Below are 25003 nucleotides of genomic sequence, written 5' to 3' on the forward strand. Positions count from 1 at the left end.
GCACCACCGCAAATGTTTGTCCCAACTTCCACCATGATCGCTATTTTCTCCCTTCTCGCTGTGTTATCCGGCGTGGTGATTTGGCTGCTTATCCTCGCCTCGCAGCTGTCAGCGCAAATCCAATCATGCTTCAAATACGCCGGTGTCCTCGATGATGATCTGATCCGCGCCGACGCACTGATCGCTGACCTGTACGACGAAATGGGCCTCGACATCCCACAGGTCGTGGAACCAGACGAAGAACTTGAGGTTCCTGACTTCCTCCGTGAAGCGGCCTAAAAGCCACAAGCCCTACTGGCAGACCCCCAGCGTTCGAGTCCTGGGAGGGCACAAGGCCCACGGGCCGTGATATTTGAAAACTCAAAAGTGAAACGCGCCGGTGATACTTACACCCACATAGCCGTTTTAAGCACCACACAAAGTGGTAGCTGCGGTGGGTGGCGATGGAACCAACAGCGGGGTAGCGCCCGCGTTGAGGCAACGGCCGGCGCATATACAAATCCTGTTCCACCCGCCCTGTAGGCGGCTTGCGAGGTTCACGACCTCGGTGGGGCACATGGGGTGTTAACGCTGGCTTTACCGTCATTTTGAACAGCCAAGGCCTGCCATGACCGGTGTTCTTCCAGTGCCGGAGCTACGCCTGCACCCCGCACACGACACCCGATAAGAAAGGAGAAAACGATGAACACAGTATTAGCCATACTCGACTTAGTGTTAATTACTTTCACGATCGTTTTTATTAGAAGCACGATCATCTTGAACCGTAAGACTGCCGCCAAACTGGATAGAGTTCGGAGGCTCATCGAGCGTGCGAAAAGTATTCAGGAAGGCATGCATTAGCGTCTGCTCTTATTGCTTGCCACCATGCTGCCGCTGATGCGGAAAGAGGCGCGAGTACTCCGGCTGCTGCTAATAGCGTCGTTAACATTCTGTCGATTTTAGAGGTTGCGTAGCGCCTTTTTTGTAATTTTTGCCCCGTCGTCTGCTGGTACCAGGCGGCGGGGCGTTTTTGATCTTTCGAAAGGAGATCACCATGAACACTATACCAACATGTGAGGGAGGGAAGCGGCCATGGATGGTGCGCTGACCTACACCGAAGCAGAAACCGCGGCCCTATGCGGCATTAAAAAATCCACGTTTCAGCAGCGAGCCCGAGAGGGGAGACTCCCGCCGGATATCCAGGCGGCGATGCTGAACTTTGAAAACCCGCGAGTGTATATCAGAAGCAAAATTGATGCGCTTCTCGGGGGCTCTTACACCCAAAATTAAAGTCACAGTGACAAAACAAGGTAAGGAGAATACACCTAATGAAATACCGCCCTAAACACCGCAAGCAACCATGGTGGCACCGCCTCATCTTCGGACGCCGCATGAACCCCTACCAACTACTCAACGAAATCAGCGGAACGAATCGGAACGCACGATGAACCAAGCCACCGAAGCGAAGAAAACAGCGGCAATCCAAGTCATGACCCGCGACCTCAGAAGCCTCGAAAGGATCCGACAAACCACCCCACTCTACGGCGCCGCACACCGGTACTTAAACCAGGCGATCATCATGCTGAGCAAAGCTATCGATGCGGAGATCCGCCGCCGGCCGAAAACCATCAACACACAGCAAAACGAAGAACCAGCCACCCCACCACCACCACCGTCCTCCCACCCGATACAACAAAAAGCTGAGCCGCACCGAGCCGAAGGCATCGAAATTGACCTCCTCCGCACCATCACTGACCTGGGGCACAATTTCCATCTCGGTGATGTACAGGACGCACTCGCTTCCATCAGTGCGCTGGGGGATAGCGCCCCATGGGTGCTCACCAAAGACGGCGACGCATACGAGGTGTGCGCGAAGCCCATGAAATCCGTGGTGAAAACCCCCGATGGTGAATCGATCGCGTTTTACCGAATCCGCGGAATCGGGGTACGCCATGCCGAGTGAAACCGCGTTCCTACAGGCGACGCAGCTGCGCTTTCTCGAGTGGGTCCTACACCGCATCGCGGAGGACCCCGCACTATCCAGTCTAGCCGGTGTAGTGGACGCTCTAAGAGACCAGGCGGACGCGATACGGCGAGAAGCCAACAGCCTATGCAAAGGGGACCACTAATGACATACCGCCCACTGATCCATGCGCCGATCACAAAAAACCGGATCAAGGAGGCCGTGGAATCCCGAAAAGTCACCCACCTAGCAGACACCGACGGTCGACTATACCCCCTCATGGGCTGGGTAAACGAAAAGACCATCTCAGTACAACGCGGCGCTGCGATTAAACGCATCCGATTCGAAGACATCACATCACTGGGGATTAAAAAATGAGCAACCTCGATACTTTCACATACAGTGCACTCCGCATCTACGCCCGCACCGGAGAAAAGAACCTTTCCAAAGCATCCATTGGACTACTTAAAGAAGCGGGCCTCATCGACAGTGAAGGCCTCACCGATCTAGGCCGCCGCACATTAAAGGAAACCTCATGGGGGAAGGAGAGGATACACCCATGAAGATTATTGAAACGTCAACGCGTGAGGAATGGCTGGAGGCTCGCCGGGGGTATCTCACCGCGACTGATCTAGCGAAGATCATGACCGGGGGGCCTGCGGCGTGGGCCGAGGTGAAGCGTTCGAAGGAGGCTCCGAATCGCTCACTTGATGGGGTCAAGGCGATTGATTACGGCCACGAGCGTGAGCCGGAGATCGCGGCGTTCCTACAGGCGTTCGAAGATAACCGTCTCGCACCGAATGACAAGCTGTGCGTTAGCGACACTGATCCTCGTGTTGCTGCGACGCCGGACATGCTGGGCATCGTCGACGGCCGGTGCGTGGTTATCGGGGAGATTAAGACGACGAATAAGGATTGGGGCGAAATCCCACATAATTACTGGGTGCAGGTGCAGGTGCAGCTGTGGGTGACTGGTGCTGAGAAATGCATCTTCGGGTGGGAAGTCCACCAAAACTACGTGCCAGGAGAAATCAAGGCGCTTGAGGTTCTGCCCGATCGTGAGTTCTTCGCAGAGATCGAGGCGACGAAGAAACGCTTCCTCGACGAAGACGTTGCCCCCGACCCGTGGGAAGTGTTGCTGGATGAGTACACAGTTGCGAAAACATTAGCAGAGCACGCTGAAACACAGCTCGCTGATGTGAAGGCACGTATGCAGAAGTTCGCGGGGGATAAGGACATCACCTATAAGTCTGGGCTTGGCAGTGTGTCGTGGAAGTTCGGCACGTCGAACCGGCTGCAGGAGAAGAAGTTGCTGGCTGATCACCCTGAGCTTGCGGAGAAGTATTTCAAGTTTGATGCTGCCGCGTTCAAGCGAGCAGAGAAAGAACTGGCAGAGGCGTACACGGTGAAGTCAACAAATAAAGCGAGGTCGCTGCGTGTGACGCTGCCGAAGAAGGAGGAAGAGAAATGAGTGGAGTAGAAAACACAGTCGAGAAGTCAGTTGAGGCTGACGCCCCGCAGGACGCGGTTCAGGAACCACATGAAGATGATCGGGCGAAGCCGATCGCCCAGGTGCTTGTCGACGTTTCCCGAGCTGTCGGCGCAGTAAAGAAGGAAGGATACAACGCGAATAACAAGTACAACTTCCGCGGCATCGACGGCGTGATGAATGCAGTATGGCCGGCACTGTACACCTATGGGGTGTTTATGCAGCCGGAGGTGCTAGAGATTCACTATTCCACGGCGCAGACCAATAACGGCAAGGTCGTTAACGTAGTCAGGATCCGTTACCAGCTCACGTTCCATGGCCCAGCTGGCGACAAACTGTCCGTCATCGTCTGGGGTGAAGCGAATGACTACGGGGATAAGGCGACCGCTAAGGCTCACTCTGTGGCGCTACGCACCGCCTTACTGCAGGCCCTGTGCTTGCCGACTGAGGAACGCGACCCGGACGAAGACACCTACGACCATAGCCAACCGCAGCAGCAAGCAGCGCCACCGCCGACGCCGGAGCAAGTAGCCGCGTACCAGGACATCGCGAACCGGATGAATCAGGTCGCCGATGTGGAGCAGCTGCGAGCCCTCGTTGATGAAGCCGCAGCGGTGCCGTGCTTGGAGCCACTTGGTCAGAAGCTGGTCGTGGTCATCGGCATGATGGCAGCGGGGACGACACATGTCGATGATGTGAAGGCATTGTGGAAGATCGCAGAAGCTGGCGGTGTGCTGGACTCGGTGCGAGCAGCGTTAATGACACGGGCGTCGGAGATTAAGCAGTCTGTCAATGATTCAGCAGAATGACTTCCAGATCAGCAAACCCCTAAACCCAGTCGAGGTGGAGCAAACAATTTTTGAGATCTCCAACGAGATCGCGAGGGGTGTTTCCATCGTCACGGAGCGGGAGAAGGTCTACATGGAGGCTAAGCGGGTGTTCGATCGTGCAGAGGCCCGCGCTGTCATCGCAGCTAAAGGCACTGTTCTGGAAAAGAAGGCACAGGTTGAGCTTGCGGTGATAGCTGAGCGTGACGCAATGGACGCGGCATATGTGGCGTGGCGCTTCGCAGACAGGCGGGCTAAAGCGTTAAATCTTCAGCTTGATGCTGTGAGATCGATTGGTACAAGTGTGCGAACAATGTACGCGGTTGCTGGTAGGGGCGAAGGGGCATGAAACGGCTCCGCAGGCCGACAATGCCACACGATGTTGCGTCCAAGGTGGTCGGTAGGGCCGACACCCTGTGCGAAGCCCTCCTACCGGCCAGCCGCTGCACGGGTACTGCTGAGGTGCTTCACCACCGGCACCTCCGCAGCCAAGGCGGGAAAGACACCCCCAGCAACCTCGTACATATCTGCACACAATGCCACGACTGGATACACAACAACCCCAAGGACGCCGCAGCCTTGGGGTTGATCATTACCCGCGACAGACCAAGTGAAAAAACAAAGATTCTCCGAAGATCGCGGTGGGTGACACTCAGCGACGACGGGGGAATAACACCAGCCGGGGCACATGAAAGCGCCTCGGTTGTTGATCAGATTGATTGGGGTGAAACAACAAAATGGCAACTCTAAGGCAAGGCCCGCAGATCCACGATCGGTACACGATGATCGCGAACGACCTCCTGAGACGGCCTGATATTTCGTTCAACGCGAAAGCGATTTATTGCTTCATGCGATCTCATCGTGAGGGCTGGGAGGTCACGACAAAGCGCATTGCAGATAACTTCGGTGTCTCTGTGGCAACAGTCAAGAGAGCGCTCAAGGAGCTGGAAAACGTTGGCTATATCGCCCGTGAACAGGGACGATCCAAAGACGGCGCGTTTAAGCCTGTGGATTACATCATCATGGCTGAGCCGACTGTTTTCTACGACGCTACCGGGGATCATATATGCACCCCGGTGACCAACTGCGAAGATAATGTAAACGCGCAGGTCACAACCGGGGCTCAAAATACCGCAGGCGGTGAAATGAGCCACTATAAGAAGACTATCTATTCTTTAAGAAGACCAAACAAGAAAGAAGACATGCCCGCTCCGCAAAACGGAGCAGGCGACAATGCCCGACAACGCTTCCTCGACTGGTACGCCACATACCCACGCAAGGTCGGCCGCGAGAAAGCATTCCAAGCATGGAAGAAAGCCACCAAACTCGTCTCAGAAGACGAACTCATGGCAAAGACACAAGCCTTCGCCACACACCACACCAAAGCAGGTACGAACAAGCAGTACATTCCGCACCCGACGACGTGGCTTAACCGCGGAGGCTGGGACGACGAGCTCACAACCAGCAACACAGGGCGTGGGGAGCGAACATACCTTGACGTCCTCGCTGAGATGGGCCAGCCCAGCGACTTCATTGAAGCTGAGATCGTGGGTGAACTCGAATGACACCGGACGAAAAACGCGAATTAGCCGCCAACGTCCTCGCACGAGGCAAATTACTCGCCCCAGATCGCTTCCCACAGCCGTCCGCAGACGTGATCGAAGCATGGGGCAGGGTTCTAGGCTCAATCAACCTTCCCGCGCTCGTCTGGGCGGAAGCAGTCGACCTCTGGGCGCTAGAACTCGTCGGTACTCGTATGGCTACTCCACGGGAGTTGAAAGACGCCGCAAGGGCTGTCCTCGTCCGGTGGGAATCTGACCCAGTGCGCGCACCGCAGCTGAGAGCCCACAGGGAGCGTTTAACCATCGAACGGGATAAACAGATAGCCGACGGCAGTTTCGGGCGCCTACGGGGCTACCAGCCCCGAAAAATCACGCAACAGCCACAACCCACCAAAGCAATCGGCGGGAAATACAAGCGGAAAGGTGAAACATGCCCAACGGCTACGGAACACCCATCGACAAGGCCTACGAAATCAACGACGCAATCCACGTCCACTGCCCCGAATGCAACGCCGCAAACGGCGAATACTGCGAAAACCAAAAAGGCGTGAAAAAGATCCCCCACGCCTCACGCCTAGGAATCGCATACCGGGACAACAACCCAGAGGGAAGGCGCAAACACCAACAACGCCAAGCACACCTCGCCCATCACAGGAAAACCTACACATCACCGTGGCAACGCCACACAGCTTTTTGATTGGAGACCATCATGGCTAACGAAACCCCGCTGACTATCGTCGGCAACCTCACCGCAGACCCAGAACTCCGCTTCACGCAAAGCGGCACAGCCATCGCCACATTCACCGTCGCATCAACCCCGCGCAAGTACAACTCACAAACCGGCCAATGGGACGACGGCAATCCACTGTTCATGCGCTGCACCGCGTGGAACGAAATGGCCGAAAATGTTAGCGAATCACTTGCAAAAGGTACTCGCGTCATCGTCACCGGCAATCTCCGCACTAACACGTGGAAAGACAAGAACACCGGCGAGAATCGCAGTGCTATGAACCTTGACGCCACCGACGTCGCACCGAGCCTGCGCTACGCGACGACACAGATCACACGAAACCCACAGAACAACCAAGGCGGAGGAGGATACCAACAGAAGCAGCAACGTCAACAGAACCAGCAAAACGACCCGTGGAGCGGGCAGCAATCAGGCAACGCGTGGGACTCAACCGCGGACGATCAACCACCATTCTGATGAGCGCCGACCCATATTGGTGGCGCAGAAAATTCACCCCGGAGGCGCTCGCAATCTATGCGAATCACCACGGGGTATTTCTTACCGCCCGCGAAGCTAAAGCTATCGCAACGATCATTGAGAGGGTCAGCCCATGCCAACGCCTGCGATGATGCCACGGACAAAACCAGCTTCCACAACCATGATGTATCTACTCGAAGCACACCCCACAATTTCATGGTCGCACGACGGGCAACGCGTCACACTCACAGCCGGAGGCATGGAACGCACCTACCAAGCAACACCAACAATTCGCCACCTGATCAGGCGATACGCCTAACCACGGAAGGAAAACAATATGAACAACACCGCAACAGTCTATGGCCGACCAGGCTGTATGAAATGCCGCCAAACGGAACGCAAGCTCGCACAACTAGGTCTCACCGTCATCGGTGACTTCATCGATAACTACCCGAACAAAGTCGAAGTAATGGCCGCCAACGGAGAAATGGAACTCCCCCTCGTCGAGGCGGCAATCAACGGTAAGAACTACCGCTGGACGGGATTCGACACCAAAAACTTCGACGCCATTAAGGAACTACTCCGGTGAAATACATCATCAACCCGCCGTGGACGAACCCCAGCGCACCAACAAAACCCACTGGGGCAGCAGCTAAGGCCCCAAATGATCCAATTTGAAGTCAACGGCATACCAGCCAGACAGGGATCAAAAAACCTCATCCGACGAGGGGGCAAAGCATGGATGGTCGAAAGCGATAAGAACCTTCCAACATGGCGTGACGCGATCAAACGAGCAGCCCCAAACCTAGAAGCCCCGCTGAATATCCCGCTCACGGTGAGCGCTGAGATACGGCTCGCCTCACCGAAAAAGCCTCAATTTGAGGCCCCCGCCACCCGCAACGCAGGAGATTTAGACAAATACGCCCGCGCCATTGGTGATGCACTTGAGCAGGCTGGTGTGATCCGAGACGATTCACGGATTTGCAGATGGCGGTTGACGAAGCGCTTCGCCAAGGAAGGCGAGCAGCTGGGGGCGTTAATCACAATTGAGCCTTATTGAGATAGTGAAAGGAGAGTGTGGTGAACCCAATCCACCCACCCCATTACCAAGGTTTCAGTCATGATGCTGAGCCTATTGATATTGCCGAGAACCTCACCTTTAACGGCGGGAATGCCTTGAAATACATTGCGCGTGCTTGCCGTATCGACGGCGAGGTTAAGGGTGATCCGTGTGAGGATCTGAATAAAGCAATATTTTATCTTTTGCGTGAGTTGAATCGCCTAGACCCGCAGGCCACCCCATGACCAACCTCATACCCGGTACGGCAGAACCCCTCAAGCTCACCCCGCATGATGTACTGCAGATGATGCACTCAGAACTGGAGGATATGCGGCGGAATGATTACCCGCTCACTGCCACCGAATTTGCCTACCACGTCCATAACCTTTCAGAGGCCCTAGGAGAAAATGATGGCTAGAATGACCCGTGCAGAAGTTGAAAAAATCGTTGCTGAAGCGCGAGCGGAAAATAAAACCCCCAACCTGCAGGGTGCTAACCTTTGGGTCACTAACCTGCGGTTCGCTGACCTACGGGGCGTTGATCTTCAAGCCGCGAAACTGCGGGGCGCTGACCTTCAGGGTGCGAACCTATGGGGTGCGAGCCTTCAGGGGGCTGACCTACAGCGTGCGAGCCTTCAGGAATCTGACCTTTGGGGTGTGAACCTTCAGGGCGCTGACCTTCAGGACACCAACCTGCGTTACACTACCTTGCAGGGCGCTAACATTCAGGGCGCTAACTTGCGGGGCGCTGACCTGCAGTGGGCTAACTTGCGGGGTGTGAACCTTCAGGGCGCTGACCTACAGGGTGCTGACCTTTGGGACGCTGACCTACAGGGCGCTAACCTACGGTTCGCTGACCTACACGGCTGTGCATGGGATGGTCTGCAAATAATACAACCCTCATACGGCCAAATCATCCTCACCCCCACCCGTAAAGGCTGGCAGATTCGTATCGGGCGCTGGTATGGCACCCCAGAAGAGCTAAAAACCATCATCTCGAAAGATGATGGATGGATAGAAACAGGCGGTGATGAAAACTACCTCCCCTGCGCCTACCTTGAATCAGTCCTCACCCTATGCGAGGCACACATGAAAAATAACGCAAAAATTATAGAAGATCTAAAGGCCAAATGGGGTGACGCCTGATGAGAAAGATCGAGCTAATTACCTGCGGGGTTGACCAACTCGAAGCGGCCAAATCCCAACACCCTCACGCACCGGTATTTGACGCCCGCATACTCCCCGACCCCTCGGAAAAGGTAGGCGACCTTTTCGGCACTGACCCTACTGTGATGCTCTGCATCGCGAGACTTGATCCACAGGGCGCGATAAAAACCATCAATCGCGTAAAAGGATCAATCTACGAGGGGTGCGACACCGTGATCATTTTCTGCGAAGGAGGCTGGCACCGATCAGTAGCTATCGCCGAAGCCGTGACATGGGGACTGAAAGCATTCAACGAAATCCCCGACGCAAAATGAACTAGCCCCCAAAAGTTGGACTGGTTTAATTCTAGGTGGTTAGGGGTTCAAGGGCCTGATTCCGGTAGTGCATCGGGGTCAGGCCCTTGAGTCGTTGTTGGATGCGTTCGGTGTTATACCACTGGATGTAGTCTTCGACAGCTTGGGTGAATTCCTCGACGGTTCCAAAAACTTCTCCGTGGTACATCTCGGTTTTTAAGTGTCCGAAGAAGTTCTCCATTACTGCGTTGTCGTAACAATTAGCTTTACGCGACATTGACTGAACACCGCCGTTGTCGTGGATTAGATTACGCCAGGTTGAATGCTGGTACTGGAAGCCTTGATCGGTGTGCATCATCCATCCAGGCTTCGGCGCACAGGCTGCAATCGCCTTTGTTAGGGAATCGGCGGTGAATGTTATCGACGGTGATGTAGCCACGGTGTGAGCGACAATACAGCGGTCGAAGAGATCCATTACCGGTGATAAATACACTTTGCGGCCTGCAACCCTAAATTCGGTAACGTCGCTGACAAAGACGATGTTGGGCTTGTCTGGAGTGAATTTACGGGCAAGCTTATTGTCAGCAATGCGACTGATAGTTCCTGTGTAGGAATTATAGGGCCTGCGCTGACGGATTTTAGCCCGAAGACCCATCTGGTGCATGAGCTTGTAGACGAGTTTGTGGTTGACCACCCAGCCCTTGTTGCGCAAGTCCAGCAACACTCGCCGGTAGCCGTAGCGATGCTTGTTGGCTTCGAAACTTTCTAGGATTGCGTGCTTTACCGCAGCATGTTTATCCGGCTTATCGAGTCGCTTTTGATGGTAGAAGAATCTCGCCCGCGGCATATCTGCCGCCGCGAGGAGATCTGCCAAGCGGTGTTGTGACTTGAGGATGACGATCGCCTGGGCTTTCAGGCGTGTCCCTGGTTCCTCAAGTCCCGCAATTTTTTTAAATAAGCATTTTCAGCCCGCAACCGTTCGTTTTCGCGACGCAGCTTATCTTCTTCAGTAAGCACCTTCGGCTTAGCTGAACCTTTAGGCCTGCCCTTCGGTTTCAGCTTTAACGCGTCATCACCACCTTTGCGCCATTTTCGCGACCAATATCCGACCACTTGATCCGACGACAGACCAAACTCACGGGCCAGATCCATCTTCGACTCGCCAGCTAGATGGCGTTGGACAACTTCCTTTTTGATTTCGAAAGAGTACTGCTGCTTTGAAGGCTTTTCCACAAGACATAGCTTGCCATGGAGCAAGAACCGACGAAACAAAGCACGGACTGGGTAAACACCAACACCAACATGATGAGCTGCAGCCCAATAACTATAACCCTGCTCGAAAAGAGCCACCAATTCTTCCCGCTGTCCCGCCGACAACGAACTACGTGCACGCATACAACTGCTCCCCACTAGTAGGTAACTGATTTCTCAGTCCAACTAATGGGGAGCAGTTCACCAACATCGGTGATGGGGGTTTATGCGTACAATCGTCAAACATCACTGCGTGTTAATGGAATGGGGCACAAAAACTTGTGCAAGTAAAAGCGCGCGAACTACACTCCAGATGTAGCAAAGGGTCCTAGTTCAGGAGAGGAGCGGGGATGGACAATGACGATCATCAGCACCAAGACTGCGACCAACCGCGCCATGAAACGCGGGGTGGACGTTATGCAGATTCAACCTCGTCGTCTACGAACGACGAACCGTTTGCGGCAGACAAACCCGAACAGGGTGATATCGAACGCATGGCAACAGACGTTCAACACTCTGGGCGAGAATATCCAAACAATCAGAAACAGCCACTAGAAGCGGAGATACTCTCACGGGGAGAAGTCCGCCAAGAAGTTATGCAAATAATGACTTCCGCGTGGGCGGGTCCGACACCATCGCCAGAGACTCTTAAAGCATTTAATGAAGTAAACGCAACATTCGCAGAGCGCGCCTTTAGGATGTCTGAAGACACCGTTGAGACCGTCAACTATGAACGCAAGAAGCTCGTTGATGGTGATGTGGAAGCGGTAAGGCGAGGCCAGTGGATGGCATGGATAATATCTGTAATGTGTGTTGCTGGCGCGATTCTATGCGCGGTAAAGGGGCAGGAAATAGTTGCTGCCGTTCTTCTTGGAATGCCGATCATGCAGTCCGCAACATCGCTTGTAAGAACGATCAGGAAAGACGACCCAGATAAATCGACACCAGCAATTGAACAGTAGCTGCCTGTCGTGCTACGTGCTCGAAACTACAACCCCCCCACACCACACAAGGTGCTGGGGGTTTACTCATGCGCGGATAAAGAACAGGGGACATGATGGCGTGGAAAAACAGCAACGACAAACACGTCACCACAACAACCCGCAAACGCATCTTCACAAGAGACCAAGGCACCTGCCAGCACTGCGGGACAACAACACCACCGTTCGACGTGGACCACATCGACAACACACGAGGCATCGGCTACGACGAGGACTATAACCTCCAACTACTTTGCCGAACCTGCCACAACACAAAGACCCAAGGCGAGGCAGCGGCAGCACGAGCCCGCAAACAAGTAAGGCTCAAGCGCCCACAGCGCCCACACCCCGGACTAATCCGCTAAGCTGGAGGCAACCGGAGGGGTGGGGGGTACCCCGGTAGAGGCCGGCTGAGCCCGCGGAGGTCATACCGTGAAAGTCTGTGTACGGGTTAGGGAGAATGGTTTTGAGGCGGGGTTTAACTGTTCTATTTCTTCGCTGGATTGAAGATCTTTGCGCTGTGGTGGTGTTTTGGCGTTTTCTTTGTTTGCGTAGCTCGTTCTCCGCCGTCACTGAGTCTGGTAGACATTATTACTGGTCAGTGGTTTAATTCGTTACATTTTGGTAGGATGGTGGCATGAAAACCACCTGTGAGCAGTGCAAATGCGATTTCGATGCGACCGGCGCTAGAGGTCGTACACCGAAGTACTGCTCCGGTCGATGCCGACAGCGCGCACACCGTGCACGTATCAGCGTGTTGCCGGCGTTCATGCGCGAACGTGTCGCGTGGTGTCGAGCCGCTGGCAAGCGCCCGATCATGGTCGACGGGGCTCCGGCGTCTAGTACGAACCCAGCCACGTGGTCGAAGTTCGCTGGGGTTAAGACTGGTGCCGGTGATGGTTTCGGCGTCATGCTCGGCAGGGGGCTCGGCTGTTACGACCTTGACCACTGCTACATCGACGGTGTGCTAGACGGCTGGGCTTCCGAGTTCATCAAGACGATCGACGAACCAATCATCTACGCCGAGCGCTCAATCAGCGGAGAAGGACTCCACATTTTCATCAAGACGGACGAACGCGCTGGGCGGAAACTCCGCTTCATGGGCAAAATAGTCGAAGCCTACACGCGACAGCGCTTCATTAGAACGACACTCAACACTGCTAAGGAGGTGATGGCTTATGCCAGGTCCGGTGCCTAAGCGATCAGATCAGAGACGCCGACGAAACAAGGACACTACTGGTCTCCATATCGTGAAGGATCTGCCGGCGACTGCGAAAGCCAAGCCACCTCGGGTGTCTCCGAACTGGCACCCCCTCATGAAAGACTGGTTCCGGTCGCTGAAAGAATCCGGGCAGTCCGCTTTTTACGAGCCTTCGGATTGGCAGACTGCGCGGCTCCTTGCTGAGGTCATGTCGCAAGAGCTGAATTCTGGCGAAGCTGTCAAAGCGTCAATGCTGGCGGAATTTAATAGGGCAGCGGCGGCGCTTCTCACTACGGAGGGCGAGCGCCGTCGGCTGCGGGTCGAGCTTCAGGCTGGTGAATCCTCTGCGGGGGACGATGTTGTTGTGTCGACGATGGAGAATTACCGGAATATGTTCTCGTAGGGGAAAGGGGGTCAATGTGTTGGCCCCGCAGGATAGATTGGCGACGCTTCCAGACGGTATCCCGACGCTGACGCTTGGCTATGAGGCGTTGGCTTGGGCCGCGAAATACCTACGTCACACTAACGGTTTGCGCGCTGGTAAGCCGTGGCAGTTCACGCGAGAGCAAGCGCGCTTCGTGCTGTGGTTCTACTCGGTTGATGATCGTGGTAGATGGTTGTTTGATCGTGGTGATCGTCGGCTGGCTAAGGGTAGTGGTAAGTCGCCCTTCGCTGCTGTTATGGCTCTGATTGAGTTGCTTGCTCCGGTCAGGTTCCGCAGCTTCGACGATTCAGTACCAGGTGGCTGCCTAGGTAAGCCTGTATCAATGCCGTGGGTGCAGATCGCTGCTGTGTCGCTGGATCAAACGGAGAACACCATGCGTCATATCCGTGCGATGGTTGCGAAGAACAATGCTCCTGAGCTTCACCGTGATTACCAGCTCGATGTTGGTAAAACTCAGGTGTTCGTCGCGCCTGAGGGGAAGCTGGAAGTGATTACATCGTCTGCGGCTACTGCGGAAGGTGCTGAGGTTACCTTTGTTATCGGCGATGAGCTGGAGCACTGGACACCGTCGAATGGTGGTGTTGAGTTGCACAACACTTTGGTGGATAACCTCACGAAGTCTGGTTCTCGTTTTTTGGGGACGCTGAATGCGTGGAAACCGGGTGTTAATAGCGTGGGTGAGTCAGTTTTTGATGACTGGGTTTCCCAAGAGTCTGGTGTGGCGAAGGTGAAAACACGGATTCTTTATGATGCGCGGATCGCCCCTCCTGACACGGATATGAGTGATGAGGAGTCGCTACGGGCTGGGCTTAATTGGGTGTACCAGGATTGTCCGTGGGCGGATATTGAGGCGATTATTGCGCGTATTTGGCGTGTGTCTGCTAAGCCTGATGATTCGAAGCGGAAGTATTTGAATTGGCCTGTAGCGTCGTCTGATTCGTGGGCTGATCCACAGGATTGGGCGCAGATGGCAGATCCCGCGCGTGTCGTCGCGGATGGGGAGGACATCGTGATGTTTTTCGATGGTTCGTTGTCGTCGGATAACACGGCGTTGATCGGGTGTTGCATGTCTGACGGGCATGTTTTCACTATTGGTGTGTGGGAACCGCAAGGCGACGATGATGGCAAGAAGCTGGTTGATGTTGCTGCTGTGGACAATACAGTTAGGCTTGCTCACGATCGGTGGAATGTTGTTGCATTTTTTGCTGATGTGCGTGAGTGGGAGGCCTACACCAAGGTTGTGTGGCCGGAAGTGTTTGCTGATACGTTGCAGATTCTTGCGAAGCCATCGAGTAGGAGCCCTGAGCTTATTGCCTGGGATATGCGCTCGAAAGATTTTGAGTTCACCACGGCTGCGGAGCTGGAGGGTGTCAGGTGTTTTGTGTGTGAGGCTCTGATCCAGAAGGAGTTTCACTGATAATGACTACCGTGTCACCGAGGAAAGGTCATGACCCGAACAGGGTCAACGAGATCAGCGCTAAGCTGATGGAAAATCCGGAAATCGCCGAACTGATCGGCGAGTTGTCGACTTCCACCGATGATGCCAGCGACCTGGTCAAAGGTCTTTTGCAGGCATCGATCAACGCTGGTCTGCAGGCTGAAATGGACGCGCATCTAGGATACGCGCACTCTGATCGTACGGCGAAAGCCCAGCTGGGCACCCCGGATGGTGGCAATCACCGCAACGGGTCGTACACCAAAACCGTCAACTCTGGTTACGGCACCTTTGATGTGACTATGCCCCGGGATCGAGCTGGCACGTTTACGCCGCGGATGCTGCCTAAAGGCACCCGCCGTCTGACGGAGCTTGATGACATGATCATCTCCCTGTACGCCGGTGGGATGACCGTGCGCGATATTTGCCACCACCTCGCCACCACCCTCGGGGTGGATATGAGCCCAGATACGATCAGCACCATTACCGACGCGGTGTTAGAAGAGGTCATGATCTGGCAAAACCGCCAGCTCGACGAGTTCTACCCAGTGATCTTCCTCGACGCGCTGCGAGTGAAGATCCGCGATGGCCACCGCGTGGTCAACAAGGCCTGTTATATGGCGGTAGGCGTCGACATGGACGGCATCAAGCACATCCTGGGATTGTGGATCGCAGACAATGAAGGCGCCAGTTTTTGGGCATCCGTGTGCGCTGACCTTGCCAACCGTGGGGTCCAAGACGTGTTCATCGTCTGCTGCGACGGGCTCAAAGGCCTGCCGGAAGCCGTGGAGGCAACCTGGCCGAATTCCATGGTGCAGACCTGTATCGTGCACCTGATCCGGGCGGCCAACAGGTGGGTGTCCTACCAAGACCGCAAACCCGTATCAAGTGCGCTACGGGAGGTCTACACCGCACCGACCGAGGACACCGCCCGCGCCGCCCTGGACGCATTCGAGGCCAGTGAACTGGGCCGTAAATACCCGCAATCGGTCAAAGTCTGGCGCGACGCCTGGGACCGGTTTGTGCCATTTTTGCAGTTCCCGCCTGCGGCACGGCGGGTACTCTACACCACGAATTCGATCGAATCGCTGAATGCTGAGCTGCGGAAAGCCACCCGCAACCGCGGCCAGTTCCCGAACGATACCGCGGCGCTGAAAACGCTGTGGCTGATGATCTGCAACATCGAGGACAAGCGCGCTGCCCAGCGAGCGAAGAAAGCGAAGCGCGCCATCGAATGCAACGGCTATATTGAAGGAGCGAAAGCCACCGGGTGGAAACAAGCCATCAACCAACTAGCCGTGGCTTACCCCGACCGATTCGCGGACTACTTGTAAACCAAGCCCCCCGCACACAAACAATCGGACACTCTCCGGAGCTGTGCGAGAACGAGATACAGCAACATTCTTTCACCCATGATGGTGACGCACGATTAACACGCCATGTGCATAATGCACGGCGTTATGAGGGGCGTTATGGAATCACGGTCCGTAAGGAGTCGAAGACATCAGCGCGCAAGATCGACGCGTGTGTGTGCATGATCGGTGCTCGTATGGTGTGGCGTCTTGCTAAGACAGATCAGAACAAAAAGCCTCAGTACACGGGCGAAGCATTTTTTCTTTAAGGAGGTGGCAGCATGTTAGGCAAGGTGAAAGCTCATGAGGCCGTGCAGTCACTTCTTGATGTGCACGCCGGTGAACGCAGAGTATTCGACAACATCCACGATTATCTTGTCCCGTGGACCACGCAGATGGCGGTTAACAAGATGGGAGTGAAGATCAATTCAAAGAACCGTGACCGGATCTCTGAGCTTGCTCGGATTAGTCACACACCGTTTATCAATCTTGTCGTCGATACGTATGGTCAGTCGCTGAAAGTGGATGGGTTCTACAATCGTGATCGGGAAAACATTGATGCGTGGAAATGGTGGCAGCGTAACCGGATGCAGTCGAAGCAGACAGGGCTGCACCGTGATGCTTTGACCTATGGCACGTCTTACGCATCGGCGCTTCCGGGTGTAAATGGCGGGGTTCGTATCGGGGTGCATTCACCACGTCTGATGGTGGCCTACTACGGCGACTCTTCTGGTTTCCCCGGCATGGAAGCCTCTTCTGATGAGTACCCGATCCTTGCATTGGAGGTCAGCGGGAAACAGCTTCGGCTGTTTGACGAGTCACATGTCTACTATTTCGGCGCTGAGCGCGTCCCGAATGTGCCGGAGGGGTGGCTTGATCGTGGGTATTACTCGGCTGCGAATCTCCAATTCATTGAGGCGCGCGAGCACAATATTGGCGTTACTCCGATTGTGCGTTATCGCGATCGGTGGATGTCCGAGGGTGAGGAACAGCGGGGTATTGTTCAGCATCTTCTTGGGCTGCAGGACCGTATCGATCTGACGAACTTTGAGCAGGGGCAGACACAGTATCTCGCGGCGTTTAAGCAGCGGTATGTGGTCGGTTGGATGCCGTCTAACGAGGTGCAGGCGCTGAAGCAGTCTGTGGCTGAGACGCAGTTTTTCAAAGACCCTGGGGTGAAAGTCGGCCAATATGATGAGTCTGATCTGACGCGGTATATCGAAGCCCGTCAGGCGACTGTTCGTGATTTGGCTGCTGTTGCTCAAGTGCCGGCTCAGTCGCTTGGTGCTAATGCAATTTCGAACATCTCGGCTGATGGTTTGGCGGCGTTGGAGACGTCGAAAGATCGCAAAGCGGCAGAGATTCAGACGTCTCTTGGTGAGTCTCATGAGCAGCTTCTTCGGTTGTCGGCGTGGATTTCCGGTGATGAGGCTGCGGCTGGGGATTTCGAGTCAGAGGTTAGCTGGGAGGAAACGTCTGCTAGGACGTTCGCTCAGACTGTGGACGCGCTGGGCAAGCTGTCGACGATGCTGGGGATCCCACCGGAGGAACTGTGGCCGGATATTCCGGGGTGGACGAAGGAACGCGTCGAGCGGGCGAAGAACTCACGTCGTGCCGCTGGTGTTAACAGTGGGTTGTATTTCAACGAGGATCCGTCATTGGGCGGGTAGCAGATGCGGGGTGATGTGCTGTGGCTTTTGAAGACGTGGCGCGTCACCAAGCATCGTTGAACCAAGAGATTGCGCGCCTTGTTCTGGCAGCGGTGCGTAAGCATGGTGTTCCGGTGACGGTAGATCAGGCTAGTGATCTTGTCGATGTGTTGTATCCGCGTGTAGTGAAAGCGCGTGGTGCTGCGTATCGGGCCCAGTTGGTGGAGCTTGCGCGACAAGCGCGTGCTGCTGGGATTGAGATTGCGCCTGAGCCATTAGAGGAATATCCGAGGAAAGCGTTGTTTGATGCGATCGCGGATGTGTCTAGGATGGCACCTAATTCGTCGAAGATTCATGTTGAGCTTCTTGATGACGAGACTGGGAAGCTGGTGTTAACACCAGTTTTGCCGGATCAGCGGAATCGACGTGACGTTGAAGTTGTGCAAAGGGTTGGGCGTGAGCTTGCGGCTCGTGTAGCGCGTCATGTGCATCAGGCTGGGCGCCGTGTTATTTCAGAGTCCGCGCATAACGGGTCAGCGCGGTTTGCTGGCAGCGGTGAATCTGCTGAGGTTGGATATGCGCGTGTGCTTTCCGGCCGTGAGAACTGCGCGTTCTGCACGATGCTGGCTTCTCGTGGCGCGGTGTACAAGAAGGATACGGTTGTTCGTCGCCGGGATGGGCGCAGGTATCACGATGGCTGCGACTGCATTCCGGTTCTTGTTGTTAAGGGGAAGCCGTGGTTTGGGCAGAAGCAGGCCGAGGAATTGTATGCACGGTGGCAGGAGACCACGTGGCCTAATGGTCGGCCTAGTTCGAACCAATGGGAAGCGTGGCGTAGACGTGTAGAAGCTGGGAACTTAGATGTAAGGGAATATAGCCCTTTTACCCATCGAGTGAAGAAGACTGGCTCATTGGTGCTTAATGGGGTGAAGCCTCATGCACATGAAATGGTGACGTATCGAACATTAGTTAATTTGGGCATGTCAGTTGAGTTGAAGCCGGTTTCGGGTAGATCGGGTGTGAAGACTGCTGATGCCGTGATTGACGGAGTCGAGTGTGAGATCAAGGCGCCAGAAGGCAACGGTAGGAACACCGTGCGAGACTTACTGCGTGAAGGTAGCAAGCAAGCGGGAAATCTGATTGTTGACTTACATCGAACGGAGATGACTACAGAAGACGCGCTACGACAAATCGAGCAAGCTATGAGCAGATATAATAGAATTGAAGAAGTATTGTTGATAACGCATGATCGCCAGTTGATTCGGAGGGGAAATGGCCAGCGCGACTAGTATTAGCACTGATGCTTCCTTGGAATCTGTGGTAAGTGTTTTTTCTGGCGTTGATGGCGTTTCTACGGGAACGGCTCAATTCCTGGAGGGATTCCCTGAAGAACCTACGTATTATATGGTCACTGAAAAAGGTGGCAGGATGACGGTTGCCCAAGATTTGAAGTTCGACGTTGATGAATTAGAGACTTGGGTTGCGGTTTATGAACAAGAGGATGAGGGGTTGGCTCGTAGACTGTTTGATGTTCTTGCAAGGTCATTATCAGAACGCGTGACTATTTGCGCACCGGATTCTGCCGACATTGTTGAGGAAGCTAACGTTTAACCCCTCATTGATAATAAGTAGCTTTTGACCCGTCGTCTTAAGGTGACGGGTTTTGTCATAGCTCATTGACACTGCCCTTTGGAGTCGTCATATTTTGTGGCGGCTTTACTCACGCGCTACCTAGGCAGGCACAGCATAAGGTTCGAATCCTTTCTAGCGCACTAACCCCGCCCATCACACATGGAGCGGGGTTTTCTCATATCCAAAAAACAACAGACCCAGGAGGTCACCATGGACGGAGAAACCCCCGCAGCCACTACACCAATCGGTGTGGGCGAGGGAAACGCCCCAACAAACACCCAGGAGGTGCAACAGGGCGAAACCGGAAAGCAAGAAATGACCGTCGAGGACTACCAACTTGCCCTCCGGAAAGCTAACGCAGAAGCCGCAAAGTACCGCACTCAGCGCAACGAATTACGCGCCGATGCGGAAAAATATCGGGAACTACAAGAAGCCGAAAAAACCGAATTGCAAAAGCTCACCGAAGCCAAGGAAACCTCTGACGCGCGTGCAGCAGAAGCAGAACGACAGCTCAAACTCGTCAACGTCCTCCGCGAATACGGAATCAGCGACGACAACATCGACCTTCTAGGCGACGCCCCAGAAAAGTTCGACGAACGAGCGCAGCGCCTTCAAGCCCTCCAAGCAGAAGCAGCGCGTCGTTCTGGCCCACCTTCGGAAGTCCCCATCGTCGGGTTGAAGCCAGGCGCATCAGACCCGAAGCAAGAACCCGATAATTCCTATCCGACTTCGTGGCCAGTCGTTGGCCAATTTACCCAGTAAGCACACTCTAGGAGGAAACCAATGGCTACAACCATGGTTCACTATCAGCCGGCGCAAAACGTCACCTGCAAAGCACAGGGAGACATTACCGCTGGCACTTTCGTTGAAATCGCCGCAGCCATCGACGGGCGAAACCCCGTCGTCAAGCCCGCAGCAGCGGGCAAGCCTGTATTCGGCGTCGTCGCACATGACGTGAAGAGAAACAACCACGTCATGGTTTACCGATCCGGCCACATCCTCGATGTGACCTCCGCCGGCGCCATCGCAGCAGGTGACGAGGTCGCAGCAGGAGCCAACGGCAAGGCTACTAAAGCCACTGAATCGGCAAAGGCAGTTGGTATTGCCCTGACTGCATCTGGCAATACCAACCTCGTCACGGTCGCACTGTATTAAGAAAGAGGGGTAACAAAAAATTGTCTGACTTTACTTTCCCGTTGAGCCCAGCAACCGTCCAAAACGGTTCCATCACTGTGGACATGTTCGTCAAGGAGCCAACGCGAATCTCTCGCTACGTATCTGACATCGTCCAAGCAAACCTCGTATCCCAGTTTCTCTTCACAACCGTAGGAGCAACCGGCGGCGCAATCCTATTCGACCGGCTGGAAAAGAATGACGCACTCGCAAACCAAAACCCTGGCGTCATCGCGCCGGGTGCGGAGTTCCCAAGCATGGACGCTGGGCGCAGTGAGCCTATTGTGGAGCGTGTCGTTAAGACTGGTGGTAAGTACGAGGTCACCCGCGAAGCGCAGATTCGCAACAATCCGACGTTGCTGCAGCGTGGTGCTGGTCGCGTGGCTAACACCATGGTTGTGGATATTGATACGCGTGCGTTCAATGCTCTGTCGGCGACGCTCGACAGCTTCGACGGTGCGTTGTCTGTGAGATCTTCCGGCTGGGTGTCTGCTGCGAAGGTCGCTAACTCTGCGAAGACCGCGGTCACAGGTGATGGTCAGATTGTCTCTGATCTGCTCGACGCGCAGGCCTTGATCGATGAAACTCGCCTCGGCTACAAGGCGGACTCCCTGATCCTTAACCCTAAGGACAGTGTGACCTTGAAGAAGGTCTTCGGTATTAAGATGTGGCGTGAGATCCTCAACGACATGGAGCTGAAGCTGTACAAGACCAGTGCGGTGAAGCCTGGTGAGGGTTTCGTCTTGCAGTCCCGTGCTGCTGGCGTCATGGGTGTTGAGGATCCTATCAGCACGGATAACGGGTACATCAAGTCTCGTCAGGTCACTGAGTTCTACACGTGGGCAACGATGGCGTTCGGCATTACCGATCCGCTGTCTATCGTGAAGCTGTCTAATCTCGGGGCTTAGCTGATGTTGGTGTTCGCTACTCGTAGTGATCTTGAATTGCGGTGGGCTGATGCTGTGGATTCTGGTGCTGATCTGGAAGCGTTGCTGGCTGATGCGTCTTTGTGGGTGGCGACGCTGTATCAGGTTCCGGATCAGCCGAGTGATCGACTTGCTGGTGTGCTGCGTTTGATCGTGTGTGCGATGGTGAAGCGAGCTTTGTTGTCTGAGGGGACGGATCATTTGGATTCTGTGTCTGAGACTGCTGGCCCGTTTTCGCAGTCGCGGTCGTTTCGGAACAGCGAGGGTAATTTCTTTTTGACTGCTGCTGAGAAAGCATTGCTGGAGTCGGCGTTGGCTGATGTCGATTTTGGCGGTGTATGGAGTGTTGAGGCGGTGGGGTGGTGAAATCGAAATTCCCTCTTAGATTTACGGTTCAGGTTGCGGCCCCGGTGTCTTATACCACTGACCGTTTCGGGGATACCCGCCCTGTGCTTGCCCCTGCGGCTCCGTTGAGGGTCGCGGGGTGGGCTATCAACGCTGTTGATGAGAAAACAGGGGAGCAGGTTCTGCGCACTGTCGATCAGCTCGACCTGTACACACCGCAGCTCATTGACCCACATTCACGTGTGAAACTCCCCGACGGAACCATGTGGGAAGTCGTGGGGAACTCTGAGGATTATTCGCATGGGCCGTGGTGGAACCCTGGTCTTTATGTTGTGCACTGCACAAGAGTGGAGGGTTAGTCTTTGTCGAAAATTACTGTTACGTCTGCTATTCGTGAGGACGATTTTGTTTTCGATGCTCCTGCTTGCGAGGTGCAGCAGGACGGCACTTTGTTGATTTACGCGGATACCGAGGGGATGTGTGTGCTCGCTGGGTTTGCTACGGGTGTGTGGGCTGCGTTCCTTATTGAAGAGGGGTGAGACGTATGGCAACACCAGAGATTGAGTGGAATCTGAGCATGTTCCGCAAGATTAGGCGCTCTGAGCCGGTTGCACTTCTCGTTGATACTGCGTGTGAGCATATTGCGGGTACGGCTGGCCCGCTGTACGCATGGTCTGCGAGGCAGGGTAAGACACGTTATCGCGGGATTGTTTACCCGGTTGATTACCGTGGAAGGGTAGATAATCTGCGGAATAACACCTTATTGAAGGCGTTGGGTTCATGATCACAGGTATTGAAATCATGCAGGCTGCTCTTCGTGAGCAGACGGTGGTTCCTGTGGTGTCGAAGGTTCCACGTCCACGCCCTGAGGTGTTTATCCGCGTCGATCAGGCAGCCCCACGGGCTTTATCACCTGTGCAGGACCGTGTGCGGATCATAGTGCAGGTGTACGGTTCCGATCTTGAGCAGGTACTTAACCTGTGCGGGTTGGTTCGTCACACGTTGTCGAATCTTGAGGGGCTAGCCCCATCGTGTTTCGGCACTGACGATATCGAGGGGCCTGTTGAGTTCCCAGACCCTGATATACCGAATGTTTACCGGTGGCAGATCACCGGTGTTATTTACATCGCCTCCACTTACTAGTGGGGGCTTTTCTATGCCCAAAGGAGGCAAAAGTATGGCTGTGAAGAAGGTTACGGGGGATCTCCGAAACCGGAAAAATGTTCTTGTTGGCGCACCTGATGTTACTGCGTCTGGTGGTGCGCTGATCGGTAATGTTGCGAAGTTAGCGGATATCCCGGGGGATGCTACAGAGCCGTTGAAGGAGGCGTTGAAGGCAGTCGCTGTTGGCCATCTCGGCAACGATGGTGTGACTAAGACGGTTGACCGTCAGACTGAGAAGATCAAGGACTGGAACGGTGATACCGTTGTCGTCTTAACCTCTGAGCACACGATGACATTGAAGCTTACGTTCATGGAGTCTGCTAACGCCGCACTTCTGAAGAGTGTTTATGGCACAGAGAATGTCACCATCTCCAAGGCTAAGGGTATGGAGAAGATCAAGCTTGTGGAGAACGCTGACGCGCTTCCGCATAACTCCTACACCTTTGAGATTAAGGGCGCTGAGGACGCGAAGATTCGCGTGTTTGCCCCTGATGCTCAGGTCACCAGTGTTGGTGATGTGACGTTCGTGAAGAACGATGCCATCAAGTATGAGGTTGAGCTTGAGTGCTTCGCGGATGAGAACAATGTGAAGCTGTACCAGTTCATTGACCGCAAAGCCGATGCTGAAGAGGGGGCGGAGGCCTCTCCGTCTTATAGTTTTAACCTGGCTGGGGCTACAGGCGGCACGTACAAGATTTCCGTTGGGTCTAAGAAGACCGGGGACCTCCAGCACAACGACTCGGCTGAGACTGTGAAGCAGAAGCTTGTTGCTGCTGGTGAGGCAAAGGCCAACGTTACCGGTAGCGCTTCCAGTGGCTTCACGATCACTGGTGTTTCGGCTAAGCCGACTGTTGACGGTTCCAAGCTTACCGGTGAGTCCTTCCCAGCCACATCAGTGACTGTTTCTTAACCGTCGGATGGCCCCGTGGAATACGGGAGACGCCACGGAGCCACACCCAATAGTCTCCCCATCATTTCCCATAACAAGAAAGGTTTCCCATCATGGCTCTCGAAAAGTTCCACTTCACCTCCTCCGAAGGCGTAGAAATCACCGTCCCATACTTCAAGGACGCTGTCCTACGTAAGGAAATGCGCAAGGTTCAGAAGCTCGCGAAGGAAGCAGGCGGCTTCGAAAACCTCGACGATGATGTTCTATATGAAGCTGCGAAGCTCGACCAGTCGACCATCGACGCTCTCGATGAGATGACGCTGCGTGATTATGAGGATTTCAACGCCCAGTGGACGGAGGCGTCTAAGACGGGGGAATCCTCAGCCTCCTAGAGGCGTGTGACACTGATGAAGAGTTCCGCGAAGCCTTAGAGTACGATTTTCTGTGCTTGGGGCTTCGTCTTCGTTGGGTGGGCGATGACGATCACGATGTTTCATACCGTGATCTGTTGACGATCGCTCATCAAGCGCCGCGCAGTTCGGCTGTGATGCGCAACCTTGACCCGGACTTTTACCAGTGGGGATTGCAGGAGCATCTTTTGGCATCGATTGCTGACGCTGTTCGCACGGTTAACTGGCAGCTCGGTGGCGAGGAAAATAAACGCCCTGAGCCGTTGTTGCGGCCAGGTGTTGCGGGCTATGAGTCACTGAATCAGCAGTTTGAACCGTCGGAGATAATAGAAGAACCTGCTGAGCGCGTCACACAGATGGAGATGTTTGAAAACCCCGACGCTTCGGGCACGTTCTACGGTGTTGCGACACCAATTGATGAACTTAACGAGTGGCTTGGGTGGACAACGGAACGTGAAGAACCGGCTGTGTTGTCGCGTGATGAACTCATCGTCGCTGATTACGCGGCAGGTGTTGGGACTTATCGGGTCCTTGGTGAGAAATACGGGGTGTCTGCATCAACGATCGGAAGGATCGTGCGCGCCCACACATAACGACAGGAGGGC

The 25003-nt window shown here is 54.7% G+C and carries 41 protein-coding genes; 40 read left to right on the forward strand and 1 reads right to left on the reverse strand.

All coding sequences use genetic code 11. The annotated features are described in order from the left end of the window. Positions 1 to 12 precede the first annotated feature (12 nt). The 19 genes from ABMV07_RS04190 (at position 13) to ABMV07_RS04280 (ending at position 9567) form a co-directional block, all read left to right on the forward strand. On the forward strand, positions 13 to 279 hold the full coding sequence (locus ABMV07_RS04190) for a hypothetical protein (protein WP_197688708.1): 267 nt from the start codon (positions 13 to 15) through the stop codon (positions 277 to 279). 792 nt (positions 280 to 1071) lie between these two features. Beyond that, positions 1072 to 1269, forward strand: coding sequence for a hypothetical protein (locus ABMV07_RS04195; protein ID WP_085685274.1), 198 nt, complete (start codon positions 1072 to 1074; stop codon positions 1267 to 1269). A 154-nt stretch (positions 1270 to 1423) separates the two neighbouring features. Continuing rightward, the gene (locus tag ABMV07_RS04200) at positions 1424 to 1942 is read left to right on the forward strand and encodes a hypothetical protein (protein WP_374064908.1); all 519 of its coding nucleotides are present in this window, start codon (positions 1424 to 1426) and stop codon (positions 1940 to 1942) included. Positions 1943 to 2107: 165 nt separating this feature from the next. Then, a complete protein-coding gene (locus tag ABMV07_RS04205; RefSeq protein ID WP_197691887.1) occupies positions 2108 to 2320 on the forward strand; it encodes a hypothetical protein in 213 nt (70 codons plus the stop codon). Further along, positions 2317 to 2505, forward strand: a complete 189-nt coding sequence (locus ABMV07_RS04210; RefSeq protein WP_197690162.1) for a hypothetical protein — start codon at positions 2317 to 2319, stop codon at positions 2503 to 2505. The genes ABMV07_RS04205 and ABMV07_RS04210 overlap by 4 nt, the downstream gene beginning before the upstream one ends. Continuing rightward, entirely contained in the window at positions 2502 to 3413 is a 912-nt protein-coding gene (locus tag ABMV07_RS04215) for a YqaJ viral recombinase family protein (protein WP_374064909.1), read from the forward strand. The genes ABMV07_RS04210 and ABMV07_RS04215 overlap by 4 nt, the downstream gene beginning before the upstream one ends. After that, the gene (locus tag ABMV07_RS04220; protein WP_374064910.1) at positions 3410 to 4240 is read left to right on the forward strand and encodes an ERF family protein; all 831 of its coding nucleotides are present in this window, start codon (positions 3410 to 3412) and stop codon (positions 4238 to 4240) included. Before ABMV07_RS04215 ends, ABMV07_RS04220 begins: the two co-directional genes overlap by 4 nt. Then, on the forward strand, positions 4224 to 4607 hold the full coding sequence (locus tag ABMV07_RS04225; protein ID WP_045143463.1) for a hypothetical protein: 384 nt from the start codon (positions 4224 to 4226) through the stop codon (positions 4605 to 4607). Before ABMV07_RS04220 ends, ABMV07_RS04225 begins: the two co-directional genes overlap by 17 nt. 20 nt (positions 4608 to 4627) lie before the next feature. Then, a complete protein-coding gene (locus ABMV07_RS04230) occupies positions 4628 to 5008 on the forward strand; it encodes an HNH endonuclease (RefSeq protein ID WP_374065009.1) in 381 nt (126 codons plus the stop codon). A 98-nt stretch (positions 5009 to 5106) separates the two neighbouring features. Continuing rightward, positions 5107 to 5823 carry a DeoR family transcriptional regulator gene (locus tag ABMV07_RS04235; protein ID WP_374064911.1) on the forward strand — a complete coding sequence of 239 codons (717 nt, stop codon included), beginning with the start codon at positions 5107 to 5109 and terminating at the stop codon, positions 5821 to 5823. Between the two features lie 427 nt (positions 5824 to 6250). Next, positions 6251 to 6517 (forward strand): hypothetical protein, encoded by a 267-nt coding sequence (locus ABMV07_RS04240; protein WP_374064912.1) that lies wholly within the window; start codon positions 6251 to 6253, stop codon positions 6515 to 6517. Between the two features lie 12 nt (positions 6518 to 6529). Continuing rightward, positions 6530 to 7027, forward strand: coding sequence for a single-stranded DNA-binding protein (gene ssb, locus ABMV07_RS04245; RefSeq protein WP_197688718.1), 498 nt, complete (start codon positions 6530 to 6532; stop codon positions 7025 to 7027). 133 nt (positions 7028 to 7160) lie between these two features. Next, on the forward strand, positions 7161 to 7346 hold the full coding sequence (locus ABMV07_RS04250) for a hypothetical protein (RefSeq protein WP_374064913.1): 186 nt from the start codon (positions 7161 to 7163) through the stop codon (positions 7344 to 7346). 18 nt (positions 7347 to 7364) lie between these two features. Further along, positions 7365 to 7616 (forward strand): hypothetical protein, encoded by a 252-nt coding sequence (locus ABMV07_RS04255; RefSeq protein WP_374064914.1) that lies wholly within the window; start codon positions 7365 to 7367, stop codon positions 7614 to 7616. 153 nt (positions 7617 to 7769) lie between these two features. After that, positions 7770 to 8087: a RusA family crossover junction endodeoxyribonuclease gene (locus ABMV07_RS04260; RefSeq protein ID WP_197688721.1), complete on the forward strand. Its 318-nt coding sequence runs from the start codon at positions 7770 to 7772 to the stop codon at positions 8085 to 8087. Positions 8088 to 8107: 20 nt separating this feature from the next. Then, on the forward strand, positions 8108 to 8332 hold the full coding sequence (locus ABMV07_RS04265; RefSeq protein WP_374064915.1) for a DUF3310 domain-containing protein: 225 nt from the start codon (positions 8108 to 8110) through the stop codon (positions 8330 to 8332). Continuing rightward, positions 8329 to 8505, forward strand: coding sequence for a hypothetical protein (locus ABMV07_RS04270; protein WP_374064916.1), 177 nt, complete (start codon positions 8329 to 8331; stop codon positions 8503 to 8505). The genes ABMV07_RS04265 and ABMV07_RS04270 overlap by 4 nt, the downstream gene beginning before the upstream one ends. Continuing rightward, positions 8498 to 9232 carry a pentapeptide repeat-containing protein gene (locus tag ABMV07_RS04275; protein ID WP_374064917.1) on the forward strand — a complete coding sequence of 245 codons (735 nt, stop codon included), beginning with the start codon at positions 8498 to 8500 and terminating at the stop codon, positions 9230 to 9232. The genes ABMV07_RS04270 and ABMV07_RS04275 overlap by 8 nt, the downstream gene beginning before the upstream one ends. Next, entirely contained in the window at positions 9232 to 9567 is a 336-nt protein-coding gene (locus ABMV07_RS04280) for a hypothetical protein (protein WP_374064918.1), read from the forward strand. Before ABMV07_RS04275 ends, ABMV07_RS04280 begins: the two co-directional genes overlap by 1 nt. 31 nt (positions 9568 to 9598) lie before the next feature. Here ABMV07_RS04280 and ABMV07_RS04285 read toward each other — a convergent pair. Next, positions 9599 to 10941, reverse strand: a protein-coding gene (locus ABMV07_RS04285; RefSeq protein ID WP_374064919.1) for an IS3 family transposase whose coding sequence is annotated in 2 segments (ribosomal slippage) — positions 9599 to 10500 and positions 10500 to 10941 — 1344 coding nt in all. Because the reading frame shifts where the segments join, the coding sequence is not laid out codon by codon here. A gap of 206 nt (positions 10942 to 11147) precedes the next feature. On the opposite strand from ABMV07_RS04285, the gene ABMV07_RS04290 reads away from it, so the two are divergent. The 21 genes from ABMV07_RS04290 to ABMV07_RS04390 all read left to right on the forward strand — a co-directional run bounded on the left by ABMV07_RS04290 (position 11148) and on the right by ABMV07_RS04390 (position 24991). Beyond that, positions 11148 to 11759 (forward strand): hypothetical protein, encoded by a 612-nt coding sequence (locus ABMV07_RS04290; protein WP_374064920.1) that lies wholly within the window; start codon positions 11148 to 11150, stop codon positions 11757 to 11759. 209 nt (positions 11760 to 11968) lie between these two features. Continuing rightward, positions 11969 to 12142: an HNH endonuclease gene (locus ABMV07_RS04295; protein ID WP_374064921.1), complete on the forward strand. Its 174-nt coding sequence runs from the start codon at positions 11969 to 11971 to the stop codon at positions 12140 to 12142. Between the two features lie 272 nt (positions 12143 to 12414). Further along, the gene (locus tag ABMV07_RS04300) at positions 12415 to 12975 is read left to right on the forward strand and encodes a hypothetical protein (RefSeq protein ID WP_374064922.1); all 561 of its coding nucleotides are present in this window, start codon (positions 12415 to 12417) and stop codon (positions 12973 to 12975) included. 52 nt (positions 12976 to 13027) lie between these two features. Beyond that, positions 13028 to 13381: a hypothetical protein gene (locus ABMV07_RS04305; protein ID WP_081356870.1), complete on the forward strand. Its 354-nt coding sequence runs from the start codon at positions 13028 to 13030 to the stop codon at positions 13379 to 13381. A gap of 16 nt (positions 13382 to 13397) precedes the next feature. Continuing rightward, positions 13398 to 14840 carry a terminase gene (locus ABMV07_RS04310; protein WP_374064923.1) on the forward strand — a complete coding sequence of 481 codons (1443 nt, stop codon included), beginning with the start codon at positions 13398 to 13400 and terminating at the stop codon, positions 14838 to 14840. Between the two features lie 2 nt (positions 14841 to 14842). Continuing rightward, positions 14843 to 16192 carry an IS256-like element IS1132 family transposase gene (locus tag ABMV07_RS04315; protein WP_374064924.1) on the forward strand — a complete coding sequence of 450 codons (1350 nt, stop codon included), beginning with the start codon at positions 14843 to 14845 and terminating at the stop codon, positions 16190 to 16192. A 107-nt stretch (positions 16193 to 16299) separates the two neighbouring features. Further along, positions 16300 to 16479: a hypothetical protein gene (locus ABMV07_RS04320; protein ID WP_374064925.1), complete on the forward strand. Its 180-nt coding sequence runs from the start codon at positions 16300 to 16302 to the stop codon at positions 16477 to 16479. 12 nt (positions 16480 to 16491) lie between these two features. Next, positions 16492 to 17880, forward strand: a complete 1389-nt coding sequence (locus tag ABMV07_RS04325; protein ID WP_374064926.1) for a phage portal protein — start codon at positions 16492 to 16494, stop codon at positions 17878 to 17880. Positions 17881 to 17900: 20 nt separating this feature from the next. Beyond that, positions 17901 to 19148, forward strand: coding sequence for a hypothetical protein (locus ABMV07_RS04330; RefSeq protein WP_197688734.1), 1248 nt, complete (start codon positions 17901 to 17903; stop codon positions 19146 to 19148). Beyond that, positions 19132 to 19470: a hypothetical protein gene (locus ABMV07_RS04335; protein ID WP_071570572.1), complete on the forward strand. Its 339-nt coding sequence runs from the start codon at positions 19132 to 19134 to the stop codon at positions 19468 to 19470. The genes ABMV07_RS04330 and ABMV07_RS04335 overlap by 17 nt, the downstream gene beginning before the upstream one ends. A 231-nt stretch (positions 19471 to 19701) precedes the next feature. Continuing rightward, positions 19702 to 20253, forward strand: coding sequence for a hypothetical protein (locus ABMV07_RS04340; RefSeq protein ID WP_374064927.1), 552 nt, complete (start codon positions 19702 to 19704; stop codon positions 20251 to 20253). Positions 20254 to 20274: 21 nt separating this feature from the next. Further along, a complete protein-coding gene (locus ABMV07_RS04345) occupies positions 20275 to 20646 on the forward strand; it encodes a capsid cement protein (RefSeq protein WP_374064928.1) in 372 nt (123 codons plus the stop codon). A 20-nt stretch (positions 20647 to 20666) separates the two neighbouring features. Beyond that, positions 20667 to 21572 (forward strand): major capsid protein, encoded by a 906-nt coding sequence (locus tag ABMV07_RS04350; RefSeq protein ID WP_197688737.1) that lies wholly within the window; start codon positions 20667 to 20669, stop codon positions 21570 to 21572. A gap of 9 nt (positions 21573 to 21581) precedes the next feature. Next, entirely contained in the window at positions 21582 to 21956 is a 375-nt protein-coding gene (locus tag ABMV07_RS04355) for a hypothetical protein (protein WP_197688738.1), read from the forward strand. Beyond that, positions 21953 to 22294, forward strand: coding sequence for a hypothetical protein (locus ABMV07_RS04360; protein WP_374064929.1), 342 nt, complete (start codon positions 21953 to 21955; stop codon positions 22292 to 22294). Before ABMV07_RS04355 ends, ABMV07_RS04360 begins: the two co-directional genes overlap by 4 nt. Positions 22295 to 22297: 3 nt before the next feature. Continuing rightward, positions 22298 to 22474, forward strand: a complete 177-nt coding sequence (locus ABMV07_RS04365) for a hypothetical protein (protein WP_162565075.1) — start codon at positions 22298 to 22300, stop codon at positions 22472 to 22474. 5 nt (positions 22475 to 22479) lie between these two features. After that, the gene (locus ABMV07_RS04370) at positions 22480 to 22719 is read left to right on the forward strand and encodes a hypothetical protein (RefSeq protein WP_197688740.1); all 240 of its coding nucleotides are present in this window, start codon (positions 22480 to 22482) and stop codon (positions 22717 to 22719) included. Continuing rightward, positions 22716 to 23078 (forward strand): hypothetical protein, encoded by a 363-nt coding sequence (locus tag ABMV07_RS04375; protein ID WP_197692175.1) that lies wholly within the window; start codon positions 22716 to 22718, stop codon positions 23076 to 23078. The genes ABMV07_RS04370 and ABMV07_RS04375 overlap by 4 nt, the downstream gene beginning before the upstream one ends. 34 nt (positions 23079 to 23112) lie before the next feature. After that, positions 23113 to 24009 carry a hypothetical protein gene (locus ABMV07_RS04380; protein WP_374064930.1) on the forward strand — a complete coding sequence of 299 codons (897 nt, stop codon included), beginning with the start codon at positions 23113 to 23115 and terminating at the stop codon, positions 24007 to 24009. Positions 24010 to 24101: 92 nt separating this feature from the next. Next, entirely contained in the window at positions 24102 to 24380 is a 279-nt protein-coding gene (locus tag ABMV07_RS04385; protein ID WP_197692173.1) for a hypothetical protein, read from the forward strand. 77 nt (positions 24381 to 24457) lie between these two features. Then, positions 24458 to 24991 carry a DUF5361 domain-containing protein gene (locus ABMV07_RS04390; RefSeq protein WP_374064931.1) on the forward strand — a complete coding sequence of 178 codons (534 nt, stop codon included), beginning with the start codon at positions 24458 to 24460 and terminating at the stop codon, positions 24989 to 24991. The last annotated feature ends 12 nt before the right edge of the window (positions 24992 to 25003 follow it).

Origin of the sequence: Corynebacterium belfantii, assembly GCF_041898185.1 — a bacterium.
Lineage (GTDB): Bacteria > Actinomycetota > Actinomycetes > Mycobacteriales > Mycobacteriaceae > Corynebacterium > Corynebacterium belfantii.

Excerpts from the sequence above, each read along its gene's own strand:
- ABMV07_RS04190 (WP_197688708.1), top strand. The coding sequence starts at position 13 with ATGTTTGTCCCAACTTCCACCATGATCGCTATTTTCTCCCTTCTCGCT.
- ABMV07_RS04195 (WP_085685274.1), top strand. The coding sequence starts at position 1,072 with ATGGATGGTGCGCTGACCTACACCGAAGCAGAAACCGCGGCCCTATGC.
- ABMV07_RS04200 (WP_374064908.1), top strand. The coding sequence starts at position 1,424 with ATGAACCAAGCCACCGAAGCGAAGAAAACAGCGGCAATCCAAGTCATG.
- ABMV07_RS04205 (WP_197691887.1), top strand. The coding sequence starts at position 2,108 with ATGACATACCGCCCACTGATCCATGCGCCGATCACAAAAAACCGGATC.
- ABMV07_RS04210 (WP_197690162.1), top strand. The coding sequence starts at position 2,317 with ATGAGCAACCTCGATACTTTCACATACAGTGCACTCCGCATCTACGCC.
- ABMV07_RS04215 (WP_374064909.1), top strand. The coding sequence starts at position 2,502 with ATGAAGATTATTGAAACGTCAACGCGTGAGGAATGGCTGGAGGCTCGC.
- ABMV07_RS04220 (WP_374064910.1), top strand. The coding sequence starts at position 3,410 with ATGAGTGGAGTAGAAAACACAGTCGAGAAGTCAGTTGAGGCTGACGCC.
- ABMV07_RS04225 (WP_045143463.1), top strand. The coding sequence starts at position 4,224 with ATGATTCAGCAGAATGACTTCCAGATCAGCAAACCCCTAAACCCAGTC.
- ABMV07_RS04230 (WP_374065009.1), top strand. The coding sequence starts at position 4,628 with ATGCCACACGATGTTGCGTCCAAGGTGGTCGGTAGGGCCGACACCCTG.
- ABMV07_RS04235 (WP_374064911.1), top strand. The coding sequence starts at position 5,107 with ATGCGATCTCATCGTGAGGGCTGGGAGGTCACGACAAAGCGCATTGCA.
- ABMV07_RS04240 (WP_374064912.1), top strand. The coding sequence starts at position 6,251 with ATGCCCAACGGCTACGGAACACCCATCGACAAGGCCTACGAAATCAAC.
- ssb (WP_197688718.1), top strand. The coding sequence starts at position 6,530 with ATGGCTAACGAAACCCCGCTGACTATCGTCGGCAACCTCACCGCAGAC.
- ABMV07_RS04250 (WP_374064913.1), top strand. The coding sequence starts at position 7,161 with ATGCCAACGCCTGCGATGATGCCACGGACAAAACCAGCTTCCACAACC.
- ABMV07_RS04255 (WP_374064914.1), top strand. The coding sequence starts at position 7,365 with ATGAACAACACCGCAACAGTCTATGGCCGACCAGGCTGTATGAAATGC.
- ABMV07_RS04260 (WP_197688721.1), top strand. The coding sequence starts at position 7,770 with ATGGTCGAAAGCGATAAGAACCTTCCAACATGGCGTGACGCGATCAAA.
- ABMV07_RS04270 (WP_374064916.1), top strand. The coding sequence starts at position 8,329 with ATGACCAACCTCATACCCGGTACGGCAGAACCCCTCAAGCTCACCCCG.
- ABMV07_RS04275 (WP_374064917.1), top strand. The coding sequence starts at position 8,498 with ATGGCTAGAATGACCCGTGCAGAAGTTGAAAAAATCGTTGCTGAAGCG.
- ABMV07_RS04280 (WP_374064918.1), top strand. The coding sequence starts at position 9,232 with ATGAGAAAGATCGAGCTAATTACCTGCGGGGTTGACCAACTCGAAGCG.
- ABMV07_RS04290 (WP_374064920.1), top strand. The coding sequence starts at position 11,148 with ATGGACAATGACGATCATCAGCACCAAGACTGCGACCAACCGCGCCAT.
- ABMV07_RS04300 (WP_374064922.1), top strand. The coding sequence starts at position 12,415 with ATGAAAACCACCTGTGAGCAGTGCAAATGCGATTTCGATGCGACCGGC.
- ABMV07_RS04315 (WP_374064924.1), top strand. The coding sequence starts at position 14,843 with ATGACTACCGTGTCACCGAGGAAAGGTCATGACCCGAACAGGGTCAAC.
- ABMV07_RS04325 (WP_374064926.1), top strand. The coding sequence starts at position 16,492 with ATGTTAGGCAAGGTGAAAGCTCATGAGGCCGTGCAGTCACTTCTTGAT.
- ABMV07_RS04335 (WP_071570572.1), top strand. The coding sequence starts at position 19,132 with ATGGCCAGCGCGACTAGTATTAGCACTGATGCTTCCTTGGAATCTGTG.
- ABMV07_RS04340 (WP_374064927.1), top strand. The coding sequence starts at position 19,702 with ATGGACGGAGAAACCCCCGCAGCCACTACACCAATCGGTGTGGGCGAG.
- ABMV07_RS04345 (WP_374064928.1), top strand. The coding sequence starts at position 20,275 with ATGGCTACAACCATGGTTCACTATCAGCCGGCGCAAAACGTCACCTGC.
- ABMV07_RS04370 (WP_197688740.1), top strand. The coding sequence starts at position 22,480 with ATGGCAACACCAGAGATTGAGTGGAATCTGAGCATGTTCCGCAAGATT.
- ABMV07_RS04375 (WP_197692175.1), top strand. The coding sequence starts at position 22,716 with ATGATCACAGGTATTGAAATCATGCAGGCTGCTCTTCGTGAGCAGACG.
- ABMV07_RS04380 (WP_374064930.1), top strand. The coding sequence starts at position 23,113 with ATGGCTGTGAAGAAGGTTACGGGGGATCTCCGAAACCGGAAAAATGTT.
- ABMV07_RS04385 (WP_197692173.1), top strand. The coding sequence starts at position 24,102 with ATGGCTCTCGAAAAGTTCCACTTCACCTCCTCCGAAGGCGTAGAAATC.